Origin of the sequence: Constrictibacter sp. MBR-5 (assembly GCF_040549485.1) — a bacterium.
Taxonomy (GTDB): Bacteria; Pseudomonadota; Alphaproteobacteria; order JAJUGE01; family JAJUGE01; genus Constrictibacter.
The window spans coordinates 101,087-121,231 of the sequence record NZ_JBEPTK010000007.1 but is presented as its reverse complement, the minus strand read 5'-3'; the positions used below and the strand labels follow the sequence as shown (position 1 = coordinate 121,231).

Annotated in this window: 12 protein-coding genes; all 12 read left to right on the top strand. The window is 69.3% G+C overall.

What is annotated here, in order from left to right; translation table 11 throughout:
- Window positions 1-9 precede the first annotated feature (9 nt).
- The 12 genes from ABIE65_RS15865 (at window position 10) to ABIE65_RS15810 (ending at window position 20,142) form a co-directional block, all read left to right on the top strand.
- Complete coding sequence (locus ABIE65_RS15865) at window positions 10-1,773, top strand: copper resistance system multicopper oxidase (protein ID WP_354078968.1); 1,764 nt, start codon at window positions 10-12, stop codon at window positions 1,771-1,773.
- On the top strand, window positions 1,770-2,837 hold the full coding sequence (locus ABIE65_RS15860) for a copper resistance protein B (RefSeq protein WP_354078967.1): 1,068 nt from the start codon (window positions 1,770-1,772) through the stop codon (window positions 2,835-2,837). The genes ABIE65_RS15865 and ABIE65_RS15860 overlap by 4 nt, the downstream gene beginning before the upstream one ends.
- A gap of 131 nt (window positions 2,838-2,968) precedes the next feature.
- Complete coding sequence (locus ABIE65_RS15855; protein ID WP_354078965.1) at window positions 2,969-4,150, top strand: PQQ-dependent sugar dehydrogenase; 1,182 nt, start codon at window positions 2,969-2,971, stop codon at window positions 4,148-4,150.
- 259 nt (window positions 4,151-4,409) lie between these two features.
- Window positions 4,410-4,970 carry a YcjF family protein gene (locus ABIE65_RS15850; RefSeq protein WP_354078964.1) on the top strand — a complete coding sequence of 187 codons (561 nt, stop codon included), beginning with the start codon at window positions 4,410-4,412 and terminating at the stop codon, window positions 4,968-4,970.
- Between the two features lie 163 nt (window positions 4,971-5,133).
- On the top strand, window positions 5,134-6,783 hold the full coding sequence (locus tag ABIE65_RS15845; RefSeq protein WP_354078962.1) for an ATP-binding cassette domain-containing protein: 1,650 nt from the start codon (window positions 5,134-5,136) through the stop codon (window positions 6,781-6,783).
- The gene (locus tag ABIE65_RS15840; RefSeq protein WP_354078961.1) at window positions 6,780-7,328 is read left to right on the top strand and encodes a hypothetical protein; all 549 of its coding nucleotides are present in this window, start codon (window positions 6,780-6,782) and stop codon (window positions 7,326-7,328) included. The genes ABIE65_RS15845 and ABIE65_RS15840 overlap by 4 nt, the downstream gene beginning before the upstream one ends.
- Before the next feature lie 40 nt (window positions 7,329-7,368).
- Complete coding sequence (locus ABIE65_RS15835; protein ID WP_354078960.1) at window positions 7,369-8,445, top strand: prohibitin family protein; 1,077 nt, start codon at window positions 7,369-7,371, stop codon at window positions 8,443-8,445.
- Window positions 8,442-8,663, top strand: coding sequence for a hypothetical protein (locus tag ABIE65_RS15830; RefSeq protein WP_354078959.1), 222 nt, complete (start codon window positions 8,442-8,444; stop codon window positions 8,661-8,663). The genes ABIE65_RS15835 and ABIE65_RS15830 overlap by 4 nt, the downstream gene beginning before the upstream one ends.
- Window positions 8,660-9,373 carry a thioesterase II family protein gene (locus ABIE65_RS15825; RefSeq protein ID WP_354078958.1) on the top strand — a complete coding sequence of 238 codons (714 nt, stop codon included), beginning with the start codon at window positions 8,660-8,662 and terminating at the stop codon, window positions 9,371-9,373. The genes ABIE65_RS15830 and ABIE65_RS15825 overlap by 4 nt, the downstream gene beginning before the upstream one ends.
- On the top strand, window positions 9,366-10,100 hold the full coding sequence (locus ABIE65_RS15820) for a 4'-phosphopantetheinyl transferase family protein (protein ID WP_354078957.1): 735 nt from the start codon (window positions 9,366-9,368) through the stop codon (window positions 10,098-10,100). Before ABIE65_RS15825 ends, ABIE65_RS15820 begins: the two co-directional genes overlap by 8 nt.
- Window positions 10,097-11,188, top strand: coding sequence for an ABC transporter substrate binding protein (locus ABIE65_RS15815; RefSeq protein ID WP_354078956.1), 1,092 nt, complete (start codon window positions 10,097-10,099; stop codon window positions 11,186-11,188). The genes ABIE65_RS15820 and ABIE65_RS15815 overlap by 4 nt, the downstream gene beginning before the upstream one ends.
- Before the next feature lie 491 nt (window positions 11,189-11,679).
- Window positions 11,680-20,142: an SDR family NAD(P)-dependent oxidoreductase gene (locus ABIE65_RS15810; protein WP_354078955.1), complete on the top strand. Its 8,463-nt coding sequence runs from the start codon at window positions 11,680-11,682 to the stop codon at window positions 20,140-20,142.
- The last annotated feature ends 3 nt before the right edge of the window (window positions 20,143-20,145 follow it).

Genomic DNA, 20,145 nt, shown 5'->3' with positions numbered 1-20,145 from the left:
AGGCGTATCATGCCTTCCAACGACACCTGCGCACCCCTGTCGCGGCGTGCCCTGCTCGGCCGCGCGGCTGCGATCGGCGGCGCCGCGTCCATGCTGCCGCTTCTGCCCGCCTGGGCCCGGAGCGGCACGCCCGGCCTGCCGCCGGTCGCGCCTACCTTGTCCGGCGACCACATCGCGCTGACCGTCGCGGAGACGCCGTTCTCCGTGGGCGGCCGCACCGGACACGCCATCACCGTCAACGGCACCCTGCCGGCGCCGCTCCTGCGCCTGCGCGAGGGCCGCAGCGTCCGGCTCTCCGTCACGAACCGGCTGGCGGCTGACACGTCGATCCACTGGCACGGCCTTCTCCTGCCGTTCCAGATGGATGGGGTTCCCGGCATCAGTTTCCCGGGCATCCGTCCGGGCGAGACGTTCCACTACGAATTTCCGGTGCGGCAGGCCGGCACCTACTGGTACCACAGCCATTCCGACCTGCAGGAGGCGCGCGGCCACTACGGCCCGATGATCATCGACCCCGCCGATGCCGACCCGGTCGCCTACGACCGCGAGCATGTGCTCGTGCTGTCGGACTGGAGCTTTCTGCATCCGCACACGATCATGCGGCTGCTGAAACAGGAGGGCGGCTACTTCAACCGCCGGCACCTGACCCTGGCCGGTCTCGCCGATCACGGCGACCCGGAGCAGCGCATCCCGCTGCGTGACCGGGCGATGTGGGCCGGCATGCGCATGGACCCCACGGACATCGCCGACGTCACCGGGGCCGCCTACACCTACCTCGTCAACGGTCACGGACCGGAGGAGAACTGGACGGGCCTGTTCCGTCCGGGCGAGCGGGTGCGCCTGCGGGTGATCAACGCTTCGGCCATGTCGGTCTTCCAGGTCCGCATTCCCGGCCTGCGCATGACGGTGGTCAACGCCGACGGCGAGAACGTCCGGCCGGTGACCGTGGAGGAGTTCCAGATTTCCGTCGCGGAAACCTACGACGTGATCGTCGAACCCGACGAGGATAGCGCCTACACCATCGTCGCCGAATCGGCCGATCGCTCCGGCATGGCCCGCGGCACGCTGGCGCCGCGCATGGGCATGTCGGCCGAGGTGCCGCCCCTGCGCCCGCGCCCGCTGCTCGGCATGGCGGACATGGGGATGGCAGGAATGGGGACGGGAGGCATGGACCATGCCGGGATGGACCACGGCTCCATGGATCATGGTTCCATGAGCATGCGCGACCCCGCCAATGCGCCGCCCGATGTCCATGTCGGGGTCGGCGTCGACATGATCGCGCCGATGCCGCAGGACCGGACGGGGCACCCCGGCCTGGGGCTGGAAGATGTGGGGCACCGGGTGCTCACCTACCGCGACCTGGTCGCGCTGGAGCCCAATCCGGATCCGCGGCCGCCGTCGCGCACCATGCAGATCCACCTGACCGGCAACATGGAGCGCTTCATGTGGTCCTTCGACGGCAGGCGCTTCAGCGAGGTCGTCGAGCCCTTCCGCTTCGCCCGGAACGAGCGGGTCCGCGTCACCCTCGTCAACGACACGATGATGCAGCACCCGATCCACCTGCACGGCCACTTCTTCGAGGTGGTCAACGGCCACCCCGGCCGGCATCCGCGCAAGCACACGGTCAACGTCCTGCCGGGCAGCACCGTGACCTTCGACTTCACCGCCGACGCGCCGGGCGACTGGGCGTTCCACTGCCACCTGCTGTTCCACATGCATGCGGGCATGTTCAACGTCGTCAGCGTACGGCCGCTGGATGGAGGCCCCGCATGAGGACGCTGCCGATCCTATTCGCCGTCGTCGCTACCGGCTGGGCCGTTCCCGCCGTGTCGCAGCATGCGCACCACGCCGATCCGGCACCGGCGCAACCGCACGCCGATCATGCTCCGGCAGCCGCCGATCCGCATGCCGGTCATGTGATGCCGCCTCCGGCGCCAGCCGCCGATCCACACGCCGGTCACATCATGCCGCCTCCGACTCCGGCCGCCGATCCGCATGCCGGCCACGTCATGCCGGCACCGGCTCCCGCCATGCCGGCCGACCCGCATGCCGGCCATGGGATGGAAGCGGCGCCCGCGCCGGCGCCGGTCGCGGATCCCCCGCCGCCGGCCGCGGCGTTCGACGGTCCGGTGCATGCGGCCGACACGCTCTTCGATCCCGCTGCGATGTCCGCCGCGCGTGAACAGCTCCGCGCGAACCAGGGCGGGATGCGGACCTGGAAGGTGATGGCCGACCGGCTGGAGACCCATGTCCAGGATGGAGCCGACGGCTATGTCTGGGACGTCCAGGCCTGGTACGGCGGCGACATCGACAAGCTCTGGCTCAAGAGCGAGGGGGAGGGCGCCTGGGGCGGCAGGACGGAGGAGGCCGAGCTTCAGGCCCTGTGGAGCCGGGCGGTGACGCCATGGTTCGATGCCCAGGCCGGCCTGCGCTACGATTTCGAGCCGGACGCGGGCCTGGCGCACCTCGTCCTCGGGCTCGAAGGCCTCGCCGCCTACTATGTGGAGGTCGACGCTTCGGCCTTCCTGTCCGAGCGGGGCGACCTCACGGCCCGGGTCGAGGTCGAGTACGACCAGCACATCACCCAAAAGCTGGTCCTGCAGCCGCGAGTCGAGGTGGAATTCGCGGCGCAGGACGTGCCGCGCACCGGCACCGGTTCAGGCCTCTCCTCGTTCGAAGCCGGCCTGCGGCTGCGCTACGAGTTCGTGCCAAACTTCGCGCCGTATGTCGGTGTCGGCTACGCGCGCAAGGTCGGCGAGACCGGCCGCATGGCGCGCGAGGAGGGGGAGGATTCGGACAGCACGTCCCTGCTTCTGGGCGTGAGCTTCTGGTTCTGAGCGGCGAAGCGCAGCCCTCGCATCGGGAGGAGCGACCCTTCCCGATGCCGGGCTCGGACGACGTCGATGACGAACGCGGAACTTCGCGCGGTGGATTCGGTTGCATCGGCACCCCAACCGGGAGGCAGCCGATGCAACTCCGCCCCACCGTCGCCGCAGCCGCATGTGCGCTCGCCGCCGCTTCGCCTGCTCTGGCGCAGAAGACCGACGTCCAGATCACGGGACATGTCTACAAGCCGACGCCGAAAAAGCCGACCAAGGAAGATGTCCGTGCCCTGACGCTGCCGGACGGCTTCCAGATCGCGCCCTTCGCGGAGGATCTGGAGAACCCGCGGATCATCGCCGTCGCCGACGACGGCACCGTCTATGTCTCGCAGCGGCGTCCGGGCTCGCTGGTGATGCTGCGCGACACCGACGGCGACGGAAAGGCGGACACGCGCAAGACTGTCGCCGAAAAGAAGGACCTGCACGGCGTCGCAGTGCGCGGCGACGAGGTCTGGTTCACGACGGTCAAGGAGGTCTATGTCGCCGACCGCAACGAGGACGGCTCGCTCGGCGAGCCGCGGCTGATCGTCGACGACCTTCCCGACGGCGGGCAGCATCCGAACCGCACGCTGGCGTTCGGTCCCGACGGCAAGCTCTACATAACCGTCGGCAGCACGTGCAACGCCTGCGCCGAAACCAGCGACGAGAGCGCTACGGTCCTGCGCGCCGAGCCCGACGGCAGCGGCCGCACGATCTTCGCCTCCGGGCTGCGCAACACCATCGGCATCGACTGGCACCCCAAGACGGGGGCGCTCTACGGGCTCGACCACGGCATCGACTGGCTCGGCGATGACGAACAGCCGGAGGAGTTCAACCGGCTGGAGCAGGGCAAGAAGTACGGCTGGCCCTATGTCTGGGGCAAGGGCGGCATCAATCCGCAGGACGAGCCGCCGGGCACGACGAACGAGGCATGGGCGAAGGAGAGCGAGGAGCCGGTGCTGCTCTACACGGCTCATGCGGCGCCGATGCAGCTGCTGTTCTATGACGGCGGCCAGTTCCCCGACGCCTATGACGGCGACGCCTTCGCTACCATGCGGGGGTCGTGGAACCGCAAGCCGCCGGCTGGCTACGAGGTCGTGCGTATCCGGTTCGAGAACGGCGAGCCGAAGGCGATCGAGCCGTTCCTCGCGGGCTTCGTGCGCGACGCCAAGGACGGCGGCCATGTCCAGCTGGGCCGCCTGACCGGCCTCGCCGCACTGCCCGACGGCAGCCTGCTCGTCGGCGACGACGAGAACGGCGTCATCTACCGGGTCGCGGCCGGAAAATAGGTCCGGCTGCTACGAGCGGCGTCCGTCGGGGTCCTCTCCGTCTCTTAAACGAATGCTTGGAACCGCCCGCCGAGGCAACTGCGGGTTTATTGTCAAATCCAAGCCGATGCCTCTTTTGGTCTACGCCGATGGGACTCGTCGGATCATGGTAATGCGTGTAGCATAAGCCGTCCTCAGGAAGAGGCCGAAGGCATTCGGTCGCGGGAGGGTGATCTGCCACGCGAGCCTCACGGGCTGGCCCAACGGAGTGGATGCGATCATGGCCGAGACGGCGAAAGACAAGTCAGGTACGACGACTCCCGAGAATGAAGCCGCGACCGAGACGCCTCCGGTTGCAGCGCTGAAGGCGCGGGTCTCCCAGGCGGAAATCGACGAGATCATCCGCAAGCACGTCTACGGCGCGATGGCCCTCGGTCTCGCCCCTGTGCCGTTGATCGACGTGTTGGGGCTCATTGCGATCCAGATGAATCTCGTACGCTCGCTCGCGCAGAAGCACGAGGTCAGCTTCCAGAGCCATCTCGCCAAGCCGGTGATCGCCTCGCTCGTCGGCGGTGTCGTGCCGGTGGCCATCACGCCGATGATCGCCAGCTTCGTGAAGGTGATCCCCGTGATCGGCTACACCACGGGTGCCGCCTCGCTCAGCCTGCTCGGCGCGGGCGCCACCTATGCGGTCGGCCGGGTCTTCGCCGACCATTTCGCGGCCGGCGGCAGCATGAACGATTTCGACGTGAACAGCAGCCAGGCGACCTTCAAGAAGGAATTCGAGAAGGGCAAGGCCATGGCGGGCAGTTCCGGCAGCACCGGCGCCGCCGCGGCCTGACCGACGCGGGTTGGGCGTACGCGGTCGCCCATTTTTCCGAAACGGCGCCGGGGCCCCTGTCCTCGGCGCAATCCTTGCGGTTCCCGCTTCCGTCCGGCTTCGCGGGGATGGCCGGCTCGGGAGGCTTGACGAGGCCCGATGCTGATCGACGGGAGCGGCCTGTTTGCGTGACAAGCTCTTACTCAGTCTTCTGAGGGAGCGTTCGGGGGGCCGTGCCAAGAAGATCCTGGCGGCGGCGATCGCCGCCGGGGCTCTCGAAGGAGCGACCATCGTCTGCGTCGCACTGGCGCTGGACGATCTCCGGACGGGATCGATTTCGCTCCGTATCCTGGTGCTCTTCCTGCTGGCGCTCGGCGGCTACTATGTCTGCTACAAATATGCGATCGGCAATTTCACCTCGATCGCCCTGGGCATCGTCCACGACCTGCAGACGCGGATCACCGACGCCTTCCGGCGCCTGAACCTGCGGCAGTTCGAGCAGCTCGACGAAGGGCAGGTCTACCAGGAGATCATCGGCAACAAGGACGTCATCGTCGAATCGACGCGCTATCTCGTGGTGGCGCTGTCGGGCCTGACCTTGATGCTCGTGGCCTTCGTCTTCGCCCTGGTTCTGTCGCCCATCGGCTTTCTGGTCATCGTCCTGTCGCTGACCTTCAGCGGCATGGTGCTCGCCGCGATGCACAAGGAGGTGACGGTCCTGCAGCGCCGGGTCCAGGCGGTCGACGCGCGGCTGACGCTCAGCCTGAAGGACCTGCTGTACGGGTTCATCGAGCTGAAGATGAACCGTGCCAAGCGCGACGAACTCTTCGCCGAGGCGATCCACGCCCGGGCCGCCGAGAGCCACGCCCTCAAGCAGCAGTCCGAGCAGCTCTACGTTCGCGGCCTCGCCTTCTTCAACTCCTTCATCTTCTTCCCGGTCGCGGCGATCATCTTCATCCTGCCGATCTTCGTGGAGATCCAGCTCGATGTCCTGATCAAGCTGATCGGCATCACGCTCTTCTCGCTCGGACCGCTCACCAGCGTGATCACGGCGCTGCCGGCGCTGTCGAAGGCCGAGATGCTGATCCGCAACATCCTTGCCTTCGAAGAGCGGCTGCAGACCCTGCGGGAGCCCGAGACGACGCAGCCGGCGGAGCCGCTGCCGTTCGAGCGGATCGCCCTGCAGGACCTGCGCTTCGCCTATCCGGCGCCTGACGGCACCACGCAGTTCTCGGTCGAGGTCGACGCCTTCGAACTGCAGCGCAACGAGATGGTCTTCGTGACCGGCGGCAACGGCAGTGGCAAGACCTCCTTCATGAAGCTGTTCGCCGGGCTCTATACGCCGGATACCGGGTCGATCAGGCTCGACGGCGTCGCCGTCCCGGAGATCGGGATCGACGCCTATCGCGGCCTCTTCTCCATCGTCCTCATGAACTTTCACCTGTTCGAGCGTCTCTACGGCGTCGGCCAGCGCGACGACGCCTACGCCAATCGGCTGCTGACGGAACTGCAGCTCGGCGGCCGGACCAGCCTCGCGGAGGACGGAAGTTTCGTGACCACCGATCTTTCGAGCGGCCAGCGGCGGCGCCTGGCGGTGATCGCGGCCTTGCTGGAGAAGCGTCCGGTCCTGCTCTTCGACGAGGTGGCGGCGGACTTCGATCCCCAGTTCCGCCGCTTCTTCTACGAGACCTTTCTGCCGCGCCTGAACGAGGAAGGACGCACGATCCTCGCCATCTCGCACGACGACCGCTACTTCCATGTCGCGGACCGCGTCGTGACGATGCGCGACGGCCGGATCGTGTCGGTCGACGGCGGCGAGGCGCGGGACCGATGACCGCTCGTGCACCCGACGGCGAGGGCGGCGTACCGGCGCCGGATCCGGGACTGCCGGCCGGGAGCCGCGCGATGCTCGCGGCGATCTTTGCGGCTTCGGCCGTCGTCGCCGTCCTGTTGCTGCTGGTGTTCGTTCCGTGGAACGTCTCGCCCGTGCGCACCGAGAGCGATGCCGAATTCCTGGTCCGGCTCTCCCGCGAGGTGCCGCATCTCCCAGTGCCGCTGCGCGAGGCGGAGGCGTTCGGCGCCATCGTCGACGCTCGCCTTCGCTGCTATCGCGACAGTGCCAGCCTTGGCGATCGCATAAGGGGCTGCGCCAGGCGCTATACGCGCGACGTCCTGGTGTTTGCGCACCAGTCGGCGCGCACGAACGCCGGTCTCAGCGAGTTCGTCGGGCGCGTATCGGCCTGCCCGGCGCTCTTCAACATCTGCCGGGGCGAGGGAGGCGGTACGGCCGACGTCTGCGTCACGCGCGAGTTGGAGTGCCTGAACTTCGCGCTCGACGGCTACCGGTATGGCAGCCGCACCGCGCGGTCTTTCCAATGACACGCGATACCATTCCGGGGAGAGGGCGGGGGGACCCGGCATGAACCAGACCAGAAGACGGCGCAGACCGAATCTCGAGGCGGTCATCGCGATCATCGTCGGCCTCTTCGTGCTCGTCGCGCTCTGGCCATACGTCACGGTCAGCATCAAACCGGGCGAGGTGGGCGTTCTCTACTCGCGGCTGTTCGGCGGCACGGTGCGCGACCGGACCTATGACGAGGGCATCCACTTCATCCTGCCTTGGGACATCATGTACGTGTACGATGCGCGCGTGCGGGAGGAAGGCACGGAGATACAGATCCTCAGCCGCGAGGGGCTCGCGATCGAGGTCTCGGCCTCCATCCGCTACCGGATCGTCCGCAGCCAGGTCACCGAACTTCACGTGAACTACGGGCCCGCCTACGAGCGGGTCCTGATCCGGCCGGTGTTCCTGTCCTCGATCCGCGAAGCGATCGGCCAGTACCGTCCGGAGGAACTCTACAGCACGGCCCCGGAAGAGATTCAGGAGAAGGCCACGATCGAGGCAGTGCACGAACTCAACCGGCTGCCCGTCGAGGTGGATGCGATCATCTTCAAGTGGGTGCGCCTGCCCGCCGGGCTGAGCACGACGATCGAGGAGAAGCTCCGCGAGGAGCAGCAGGTCCTGAAATACCAGTTCATCCTGGAGCGTACCTACAAGGAGGCGATCCGGCGCGTGGTCGAGGGCGAAGGCATCCGGCTCTACCAGCAGGCCATCAACGAGGGCCTGTCCGAAAACTTCCTGCGCTTCAAGGGCATCGAGGCGACCCAGGCCCTCGCCGCGTCCGACAATGCCAAGATCGTCGTCGTCGGCGGCAAGGACGGTCTGCCGCTCATTCTCAACCCGGACGGCGGCGGCGCCGGCCTATCGAAGAGCGCCTCGGCCGAACAGGCGGGGCCGCCGGCCGCGCCGGACGACGATCTGCCACGCTCACGGCCGCATAGCCTGCCTGCCGAACATGCGGAATCGGCGGTCGAGACTCTCGACGAGCGGATCGCACGCTTTTCCGACAGGCTGCACGGCTTGTGGGACAGCGTCGTGTCCGCCAGGATTCCCGCCAAGGTGATTGTCTCTCCCACCGAAGAGGGTAGGCCGTGATCAAGCTCGGCATCCTGTACTTCGTTCTCGCGCTGCTGATCGCCTGGCTCGGCAGGAACCGAAAGCTGGGCTTCTGGGGGTACTTCTTCGCCTCCCTGCTTCTGTCGCCGCCGATCGGCGCGCTTCTGGTCCTGGTCAGCGGTCCGCTGAACCCGCCGGCTGCGGCGGGCCGGGATGCCCGATATCGCGATTCCGCCCAGCGCGAGCCGTCGCGATGACGCGCCTGTACGTGCTGCCGCACGCAGGCGGTGCAGCGCACGGATATGCGCCGCTGAAGCGGGCGCTGGAGCCGCAATTCGACGTGGTGTGCTACGATCTGCCCGGCCACGGCAAGCGCGCGCGCGAGGCGCCTCCGGCGACGGCGGAGGCGGCGATCCGCGACATCGCCGCGACGCTGGCGCCGCCCGACGACCGGCCATGGGCGATCTTCGGGCACAGCATGGGCGCGCTTCTCGCGCACGGGCTGGTGCATGCGCTGCACCAGGGCGGCCGGCGCATGCCGGAGGCGCTGTTCGTCTCGGGCACGGTGGCGCCGCCGGCCCGGAAGGCGAAGGCGATCTCCCACCTGCCGAAGGAGGCGTTCTGGTCCGAGGTGCGCAATTATGGCGGCGTCCCCGACGAGATCATGCAGGTCGAGGAGTATCGGGACTTCTTCGAAACGATCCTGCGCCGCGACTTCGCCCTGCTGGAAGGCTACCGGACGCCGGCGCCGCGGCCGGTCCCCGTGCCGATCGTCGCCTTCTTCGGCATGGACGACATGAACGAGGCGCAGGCGGTGTCGTGGGAATGGGAGACGAGCCGGTCCTTGGAGACGCACGCGTTCCCCGGCGGCCACTTCTTCCTGTTCGACCATATCGATGCGATCGCCCCGATCATCGTCGAGACGCTCGCCCGCGCTCCTGCGGCGGCCGGCCGCCGCTATGCCTGACATTGAGGGGGCGGGCGGTGCGCCTGTTCTGGTGATCCTTTGCCGGGTCGCCGGCAGCGATCCCGAGCACGCCCTCATGCGCGGCCTCCCGCACCTCACGCCGCGCATGCAGGGCGAGATCCTCCGCTACCGGCGCGCCGAAGACCGGCTGGCGCGTCTCGTTGTCCGCCTCGCCCTGCGGCATGCACTCCTCCGTCTCGGCTTCGCCGCCGAGAGCGACCTGAACGCCTGGACGCGAACGCCGACCGGGCGGCCGCACCTCGCCGGCTCCGCCGCCGACTTCTCGTTGAGCCATGCCGGCGATCTCGTCGCGGTGGCGGTCGGCACCGGCTATCGGCTCGGGGTGGACGTCGAGTGGTTCAGGCCGGTGGAGCGCGAGGCGTTCCGCCGATTTCTCCTGCCTCGCGAGGTGGATGGCGACGATCCCGACTGCCGTCGCCTCCTGCGGGCATGGTCGCTGCGCGAGGCGGTCCTGAAGGCGGACGGTAACGGCCTGCTGGCCTCCGAAGCCGATGTGAGAAGGGTGGGCGAGGGATGTGGACCGGGCGGCCGGCGCTGGTGGACCGACACCCTCGATGTCGAAGGGGGGTGCCTGACACTGGCGGCGGATCGTCGCCCCGATCGGGTGGTGCGAGAAGATGTCGGGCTGTCCGATCTGTTGGGAACCGCACCGATCGTGGGATGGTCGGGGCCTGCTTCCGCACCGGAACGGGAATGGACGGTATGAGGCGCCTTCTCGCCGCGGCGCTGTTCGTTCTGACGCTCGTGCCTCCGGCAGCCGGCGCTCAGGTCGACCCGCCGCCCGTTAGGATCGGCATTCTCCAGGCGAGCGACGCCTGGAGCCACCGGCTGGCGGTCGACGGCTTTCTGCACGGAATGGCGGAGAGTGGCTGGCGGGATCGTATCGTCGTCCCGGACGGTGCGCGGATCACCCTCGATGCGCCGCTCACGCCGGACACCATGCAGGCTGCCGCCCGGCGACTGACGTCGCGCGTCGACCTGGATCTGATCCTCTCGCTCGGCACGGCCGCGTCGCGGGCGCTTCTCGCGGAGGATGGCGGTGCTCCGGTCCTCGCGCTCGATGTCGTCAATCCCGGCCAGGCGGGACTCGTCGGCGGCGAGCGCCATCGGAACCGCGCGAACTTCGCCGTGCTGCAACTGACCCGGCAGTGGAACGACATGTTCCACCTCTTTCACGAGGTGGTGAACATCCGGCGGCTCGGCGCGATGGTCGCCGAACACGAGAATGGACCGATCGTTACGAAACTGCGCGAGGTGGCACGGGACGGCGGATTCCAGCTGGAGCTCTATCGTGGCATGGACGGCGCGCCGGATGCCTGCGAAACCGCCCTGCGATCCCTGCTCGCGACGCATATCGATGCCTTCGTCATTCCGTCCCTGGGCTGCTTCGACCCCGATACGCCCGGCAGCGCCGCGCTTCTCGAAGCGCTGGCCGACCGGCGCGTCGCGACGCTCGCGTTCGAAGGCACGCCGCTGGTGCGGCACGGCGCCCTACTCGGTCCCTCCGCTACGGCCGCGGAGCGCGCCGGCGCTAAGGCGGCGCAGATGGCCATCAGCATTCTCGGGGGTGCACCGCCGGGATCGCTCGAAACGGAGATGACGTTCGCGCCGTCGGTCGCGGTGAATCTCGCGACTGCCGCTCGTCTGGGGATCGACGTTCCGATGGACCTTCTACTGGCTGTCGACCAGGTGTTCCTGTCGCGTGGAATGCAGCCGAAGACCGATGACCGTGGTGCGGCGGCGCCATCGCATCCCCGGGCGTTGGCGACAGCCACCGCGCATTCCGGCTTGTAGGGCCTTTCTCCTGCCGAAGAGCGTGCCATTCGAAGATTGCACAATTCCGCGTCTATTGCTGATCGGAACGTCAATATTATCGCGAATTAAAGAAAATATCCGACGGAATTTACTTTTGAGAAACGCGCTGGTGATCTTCGCGGATCTCGGGTCTGCTGCGCGTGGGGGCGTTGTGCCTCGCCCGGTCTGTGTCACGACTGTGGAACATGTGAAGTACCAGAATTGGGGGGGTGACTTGCCGTTGCGGCAGGTACGGCACCCTAGTACACTTCATGAACGATTGCGGGGCCCTGCGCACGCAGGACGGCGCAGAGCGAACACGGAGAAGTGCGTTCGGGGTGCGCCATCGGTTCGGCGTCGGCAATGCCGTTGTTCTTCGTCGCGCTGGTGGCGGCGACGGCCCCCGGTATCCAAGAAAGAGCGAAGTCGGTTCGCATGCCGGAGCGTCGCGCAAAGCGATCGTCCGGTCCGTCGCGTCGGGGAGGGTGAGGATGAGCGGCCGCGGGGATGACGGCGAACGTCCGGCATGGTCGGCTGGCGGTGCGCTTCGCCTTCCGGCCAATGCGCCGCCCACCATGGGCGAGGCGCTGCTGCGCGCTGGAGCCGACGCCGCGCGCGGCGTCGTCTATGCGGACGGCGTCGATGCGGGGAGTTTTCAGTCCTATACGGCGCTCGCCGAGGATGCCCGCCGCATTATCGGCGGCCTGCGCGAACGTGGTGTGCGACAGGGCGATCCTGTCGTCTTCCAGGTGGATCGCGGCGACGACTTCATACCGCTGCTCTGGGCCTGCTTCCTCGGGGGCCATGTCGCCGTTCCGGTGACGGTGACGTCAGTCTTCTCGCCGGACAATGCGAACTTCCTGAAGCTGCGCAACGTCTGGACCATGCTGGGCGAGCCGCTGCTGGTCGCTGACAGCGCGGCGCTCGATGCGCTCGGTCGGGCGCTGGGAGGTGAGCCGGCGGCCTGCAACCTCGCCTCGCCCGAAGATCTCCGCCGCGGCGATCCGACAGTCGATCTGCCCGACGTCGACCCCGAAGACGTCGCCCTGCTGCTGTTCACGTCGGGAAGCACGGGGTTGCCGAAGGGCGTCGTCCAGCGCCACGCGAACCTGCGCGCCATGGCCGCGGGCACGGCACAGATGAACGGCTTCCACGCCGGCGACGTCACGCTGAACTGGATGCCGCTCGATCATGTCGGCGCCATCGTCTTCATGAGCGTCCTGCCCGTCTGGCTGGGTGCGTCTCAGGTGCACGTGCCGACGCGGCTGGTCGTCGAGCAGCCGCTGGCTTGGCTGGCCCTGATCGACCGGTATCGGGGCTCGATTTCCTGGGCGCCCAACTTCGCCTTCGACCTCGTCAACAAGTGCGAGGCGGAACTGGCGGAGCCGCGGTTCGACCTCTCGTCGATGCGCTTTCTGGTGAATGCCGGGGAACAGGTCGCGGCGCAGACGGGTCGTCGCTTCCTGGAGATCCTGGAGCGCCAGCGCCTGCCGGCCGATGCACTACGCCCCGCCTTCGGCATGTCGGAGACATGTTCAGGCGTCACCTGGTCCTCCGGCCTGACCCGCGAGCGGCTCACCGACGACCTGATCTACGTGCCGCTCGGCCGGCCCATTCCGGGTGCCGAGATCCGCATCGTCGACGAGCGCGGCGATCTGATGCGCGAAGGCGAAATCGGCCGGTTCGAACTGCGCGGACCGTCGGTAACCTCCGGCTATCACCAAAATCCCGATAAGAACGCGGAAGCCTTCTCGCCGGACGGCTGGTTCCGCACCGGCGACCTCGGCTTCGTGCGCGACGGCGAACTGCACGTCACCGGCCGCGACAAGGACGAACTGGTCGTCAACGGCCGCAACATCCCGGTCCACGAGATCGAGGCGGCGGTCGAGGCGGTCGACGGGGTGGCCGTCTCCTATTCCTGCGTGTTTCCCGTCCGTGCACCGGGGCAGCCGACCGAGGCTATGGCCGTCGCCTTCAGCCCCGAGAGCGACGATACGGCCGCCTGGGGGGAGGTGGCGGTTCGGGTCAGGCGCCACCTCGTGCGCAACGTCGGACTGTCGCCCGCCTTCGTCATTCCGCTGGCGTGCGCGGCGATGCCGCGTACCAGCATCGGCAAGATCCAGCGCAGCAGCCTCCGGCAGGCGTTCGAGGCGGGTGAGTTCGCCGGCGCGATCGCCACCTACGACGCGGCCCCCGGCACTGCCGGTAACGCCGCGGATCTGCCGGCCTCCGAGATCGAGCGCCGGATCGCCGAGATCTGGCGCACAGTCCTCGGCGTGCCGGCCGTCGGGCGCAACGACAATTTCTTCGACCTCGGCGGGCATTCGCTGCTGCTGATCAAGGTCCATGCGCGGCTGGAAGGGCTGTTCGGCGACGTGCCGCTCTCGGAACTCTTCCTCCACCCGTCCGTCGCGGCACAGGCGGGCTATTTCGGCGGCCGGGCCGCGGGCGGCGAGGCGCGGGCGCCCGAGGATCCGGTGCGCCGGTCGCGGATCGCGCGCCGGCGGGGCGGGGCGCGCGAGACCGACATCGCGGTGATCGGCATCGCCTGCCGCTTCCCCGGGGCCGACGATCCGGACCAGTTCTGGCGCAACCTCTGCGAGGGCGTCGAATCGATCCGCTTCTTCGATCGCGCCGAATTGACCGGTGCGGTCGATCCACGCAGCCTCGGCGATCCCGCCTATGTGCCAGCCAGCCCGGTGCTGAACGACGCAGCGGGCTTCGATGCGACCTTCTTCGGCTTCTCCGAGAAGGAGGCCGAGACCATGGACCCGCAGCACCGGCTGTTCCTCGAATGCTGCTGGGAGGCGATGGAGGCCGGCGGTTACGATCCGCTGACCTGGCCGGGCGCGATCGGCCTCTATGCCGGCGCCAGCATGAACACCTATCTCGTCAACAACGTGCTGCCGAACCGCGGCCGGTTCGATCCGCAGGACGATCTGCGGACGATGACGCTGGATTCCATGGGCGGCTTCCAGCTCATGGTCGCCAACGACAAGGATTATCTGAACACCCGCGTCTCCTACAAACTCAACCTCCGCGGGCCCAGCCTCAATATCCAGACCGCCTGCTCGACCGGGCTCGTGGTGATCCACCAAGCGGTGCAGAGCCTGATCGCCGGCGAATGCGACATGGCGCTCGCCGGCACGTCCTCGGTCCAGAGCCCCCAGGCGATCGGCCATCTTTACCAGGAGGGCATGATCGTTTCGCCCGACGGTCACTGCCGGGCCTTCGACGCGGCCGCGCGCGGCACGATCTTCGGCAGCGGCGTCGGTGCCGTGCTGCTGAAGCGGCTGAGCGATGCGCAGCGCGACGGCGACCTTGTCCTCGCAGTGGTGAAGGGCTCGGCCATCAACAATGACGGCCTGCGCAAGGTCGGCTACATGGCCCCCAGCGAGGCCGGTGAGAGCGACGTGGTCCGCGAGGCGCTGGATGTGGCGGGCGTCGATGCCGCCAGCATCGGCTTCGTCGAGGCACACGGCACCGGCACGGCGATCGGCGATCCCATCGAGGTGGCCAGCCTGACGCGCGCCTTCCGCGCCGACACCGATGCCACGGGTTTCTGTGCGCTGGGCTCGGTGAAGACCAATGTGGGTCACCTGCAGATCTCGTCGGGGATCGCCGGCTTCATGAAGGCGGTGCTGGCGGTCCGGCACGGCCGGATCCCCGCCACGCTGCATTTCGAGCGCCCGAACCCGGCGATCGACTTCGCACGAACGCCGTTCCGCGTGAACACCGAGGCGACGGCTTGGCCGGCCGGCGCCTCGCCGCGGCGCGCCGGCGTCAATTCGCTCGGGATCGGCGGCACCAACGCGCACGTCATCCTGGAAGAGGCGCCGGCGGTCGAACGGGCGGTGCCGGCGGTGGAGCGGCCCTGCCACGTGCTCGGCCTCTCCGCCCGGACGCCATCGGCGCTCGGCTTGCTGATCGAGCGCTATCGCGCGCGCGTCGCCGCCGACCCGTCGCTGCCCCTGGAAGACCTCTGCTACACGGCTAACACCGGCCGGCACGCTTTCCCGCACCGTTTCGCGGCCGTGTTCGCGACGCGGGCGGAACTCGTCGCCCAGCTCTCGCTGCCGCCCGAGGGCGGCGCTGCAGGCAGCGATGCCGGGGGGGTCGCCTTCCTGTTCACCGGCCAGGGCGCCCAGTATGCCGGCATGGCGCGCGAGCTCTACCGCATCGAGCCGGTCTTCCGGTCGACGCTCGACCTCTGCGCCGAGATCCTCGCCGAGGACCTGGATCGCCCGCTCCTGGACGTGATCCATCCCGCCGAGGGCGCGGCGACGCCGCTCGACGACACCGCCTATACGCAGCCGGCGCTGTTCGCCGTCGAATATGCGCTGGCGAAACTGTGGCAGTCGTTCGGCATCGCGCCGGCCGTGCTGATCGGCCACAGCGTCGGCGAATACGCCGCGGCCTGCGTCGCCGGCGTCTTCACCCTGGAGGAGGGGCTGCGGCTGATCGCAGCGCGCGGACGCCTGATGCAGGCTCTGCCGCGCGACGGATCGATGACGGCGGTGATGGCCGATGAGGCCACGGTGTCCGCCGCCCTCGCGCCCTTTGCGGATCGCGTGGCCGTCGCCGCGGTGAACGGCCCGCACAGCACCGTCATCTCGGGCGATGCCGGTACGGTGGCCGCACTGGCAGCGACGTTCCAGACCCAGGGCGTGCAGACCGTGCCGCTCAAGACCTCGCATGCGTTCCATTCGCCGCTGATGCGGCCGATCCTCGACGCCTTCCGCGCCGAGGCCGAGACGGTGCAGTTCCGCTTGCCCCGCATCCCGGTGGTCTCGAACGTCACCGGCCGCATCGAGACGGACCTGCTGGCGGATCCCGACTATTGGGTGCGGCACATCGTCGAGCCCGTCCGCTTCATGGCGGGCGTGCAGGCGGCCCAGGCTGTCGGCTGCGCGACCTTCGTCGAAGTGGGGCCGAAGCCCGTGCTCCTCGGCCTGATTCGCGGCGCGCGCGACGGTGCGGTGGACGGCCCGATCCTGCTGCCGTCGCTGCGCAGCGGCGTCGGCGAGAGCCGCCAGATGCTGGAGAGCGTCGCGAGCCTGTTCCGCGCCGGACACCCGGTTGCGTGGACGGCGCTGTACGACCCGGCGGCGCGCCGCCGGATCGACCTGCCGACCTATCCGTTCGAGCACAGGCGTTTCTGGCTGGAGCCGCCGCGCATGTCCGGCGCCGTCGCGGCGGAAGGGCCGATCCTGCACCCGCTCGTCCACCGCCGCATCCGCACGCCGGGCCTGCCGCAGATCGTTTTCGAAGCCGATCTCGACCCCGCGCGCCTGCCGCTGCTGGGCGAGCATCGGGTGTTCGGGCGGATCGTCGTCGCCGGCGCGGGCCATCTGTCGATGCTCCTCGCGGCGAGCGAATTGGCGTTCGGCGCGCGGCAATGCGTCCTGTCGGACATCGCCTTCGCCGAGGCCCTCGTGCTTCCCGACGACGGAGGCCGCCGCGTCCAGGTGCAGTTCCTCCCGGCGCCGGCAGGACAGGAGGTGCGTCTCGTCAGCTTCCCCGTCCAGGAGGAGACGGACGAGGACGGCGGCGGACACAAGCTGCACGTCACCGGTTTGCTGCGTGTCCTCGGTGAAGAGGAGCCTGCGCCGACGCGCGATGCCGATGCGGTGCGGCCCCGCTGCGGCGAGCGGATCGAGGGTGCCGCCGTCTATCGTCGGCTCGCCGACCGTCGCATCGACCTTGGCGCCGCCTTCTCGTGGCTCCGGACCGTGTGGACGGGCGACGGCGAGGCCCTGTTCGAGATCGAGCCGCCGATTGGCGTGGCGGTCGATCCCGCCTTCCAGCTCCACCCCGGCCTGATCGACTCGCTGCTCCAGCCGGCCCTCGCCGTGCTGGCGATGGGCGAGGGCGACGAGACGTACGTGCCCTTTGCGATGGAAACCTTCCGTTTCCGCCGCAGGGCGAACGCCTTTCCGCTCCAGGGGCATGCGCGCCGGCGGCTGGCCGACGGCGGCCGGGAGGTCGCGGACATCGCCGTCTACGATGCGGACGGTGCCTGCGTCGCCGAGGTGCGCGGCTTCGAGTTCCGGCGGGCCGATCCCGCCCTGCTGCTGAAGAGCGGCGGCCTCCGTGACGCCCTCTACGAGATCGTCTGGCGCGAGATCGAACCTGGCGCCGCAGCCACTCCCGCCTCCGAGGCGATCCCGTTGGGGGCGTTCATGGCGGACCGGGCGCGGCTGGCGGCCGGCATGGCGACGCTGCTGGAAGAGGTCAACGGCCCGCACTATCGCGAGCAGGCGGATGACCTGGAGACCCTCGGCCTCGGCTATATCGTGGCACTCCTGCGCGACGCCGATGCGTTGCCCGCTCCGGGTACGACACTGTCGACGGCGGAGATCTGCGACCGACTGGGAGCCGCGCCCCGCTTCCGGCCGTTCGTCGGCCGGATCCTGCAGGTGCTGGAACAGCACGGCCGCGTCTTCGCCACCGGCGACCGCTGGGAAGGGTGGGTCTGCCCCGAGCTGCCCGACGTCGCGGCGCAGACCGCGCGGATCCGCCGACGCCACGGCGAACGGGCGGCGGCGGAACTTGCGCTGCTGCAGCGCTGCGGCGACGCGCTGCCGGCGATCGTCCGCGGCGCCTCCGATCCGCTCGAAGCGCTCTTTCCCGGCGGCGATCTCGGTCCGGCGACCCGCCTCTACCGCGATTCCGCCGGCTTCCGCGCGCTCAACCTGCTGGTTGCGAACGCGGTCGCCGCGCTGGTCGCGACCATCCCGGCGCCCGCCAAGGTGCGGATCCTCGAAATCGGTGCGGGAACAGGCGCCACCAGCCACCACGTCCTGCCGCGCCTCGACCCGGCGCGCAGCGACTATTGCTTCACCGACGTCTCCAACCTGTTCCTCGCCCGGGCCCGCCAGTCGTTCCCCGACTATCCCTTCGTCGACTATCGCCTGCTCGACATCGAGCGCGATCCCGCCGCGCAGGGGATCGAGGGCGGCTATGACATCGTCATCGCGGCCAACGTGCTGCACGCCACGCGCGACATCGGCGAGACGCTCGCCAACGTCCGCAGGCTGCTCCGGCCGGGCGGACACCTGATACTCCTGGAGGTCAATGTTCCGACGGTGCCGGTCGACCTGACGTTCGGCCTGCTGGAGGGGTGGTGGCGGTTCGCCGATCACGGCCTCCGGCCTGACTACCCGCTGCTGTCGCGGCGGCAATGGCTGCAGCAATTGGCCGCGAGCGGCTTCGGCGAGGCGGCGGCCGCGGACGTGGAGGTGCCGACCCCCGGCGGGCTGCAGAGCGTCGTCGTCGCGCGCGCCGGCCAGGCCGTGGCGCCGTCCTCCGGCGCCTGGGCGATCCTCGCCGACCGCGGCGGCATGGGGGTCGCCCTTGCCGCAGCGCTCGAAGAGGCGGGCCAACCCTGCCGCCTGTTCAGCGCCACCGATCCCGGTACAGGGGCGGCGCGCGGCCCCTGGCGCGGCATCGTCCATCTCGCTGGGCTCGACGGTGCCGCCGACCCGGACCGGCCGCTCCAGGTGGGGTGCGGCCGCCTCGTGGCGACCGTTCAGGCGCTTCTGCGCGGCACGGCCTGTCCGATCCATATCGTCACCCGCGGCGCGCAGCAGGCGGGCGCGGAGCCGGTCGATCCGGTGCAGGCGGCGCTCTGGGGGCTCGGCCGGGTGCTGTTTCGCGAGCATCCCGAACTGGCCGGGGCGCTGGTCGACCTGGATCCGGCCGAAGCGCCGGAGCTGTCGGCCCGCCGGCTCGCGGATCGACTGCAGCGTGATACGGCCGAGCGGGAGGTTGCGCTGCGGTCCGAGGGAACCTGGGTGCCACGGCTGACCCCCGCCGCGCCGACCGTCCCGGCCGGCGCTGCCCCGATCCAATCCGACGGCACCTACCTGATCACCGGCGGACTGGGAGGACTCGGCCTGCGGCTGGCGCGGGCGCTGCTGGAGCGCGGTGCGCGGCATCTGGTGCTGGTCGGCCGCTCGGCGCCGGACGCGGCGGCGCGGGACGCCATCGCCGCCATGGCCGGCGCGCACGTCGACCTGCGGATCGAACAGGCCGACGTGACCGACGAGGCGGCCCTGCAGGGCCTGCTCGAACGGATCGCTGCACGCGCGCCGCTGCGCGGCGTCTTCCACCTCGCCGGGACCCTGCAGGAGACGGCGCTGCACCGCCTCACGGAGGAGGATCTCGACGAGGCCACGGCGGCTAAGGTCCTCGGCGCGCGGCATCTCGATCGGCTGACGCTCGGCCTGCCGCTCGACATGTTCGTGCTGTTCGCCTCGGCGGCCGGGCTCCTCGGCCTGCCGGGACAGGGCGCCTATGCGGCGTCGAACGCGTTTCTCGATGCGCTGGCTCGTTTGCGCCGCGCCGACGGCGAGCCCGCGCTGGCCATCGACTGGGGACGCTGGTCGGAGATCGGCATGGTGGCGGGGGATGCCGAGCGCCTGTCGCGCGAAGGCTTCGACCCGATCACGCCGGACGACGGGATGGCGATCCTCTTCGACCTGATCGCGACGGACCGCAGCCAGATCGCGGTACTGCCCGTCCGCTGGGAGCGCGTCCTGGCCGACGTGCAGCCGGTGCCGAGCCTGCTCGCCGACCTGCGCCGAGGTGCGGCACGGACCGCGGCCGCGGCACCGGTGGCGGAAGCCCGCCGCAACGTGGCGGCGGTCCTGCCGGCTGTGCCGACGGTCGCCGATATCCGCACCTATCTCGCGGTTCAGGTGCGCGAGCTTCTGGGTACGCCGGCCGATCCGGAGCCGGCGGCGCTGCTGACCGAACTGGGGCTGGATTCGATGATGAACATCGACCTGCGCAACCGGATCGCGCGCGACGTCGGCATCAACCTGCCGCTTGGCGCGCTCCTCGAAGCCAGTATCGAGCGGTTGGCCGTCGACCTGCAGGCGCGCCGAGGTGTCGCCGGCGCGGATGACACCGCGACGGACGGCGAGCTGGAAGAGGAAATCCTGCTGTGAGCG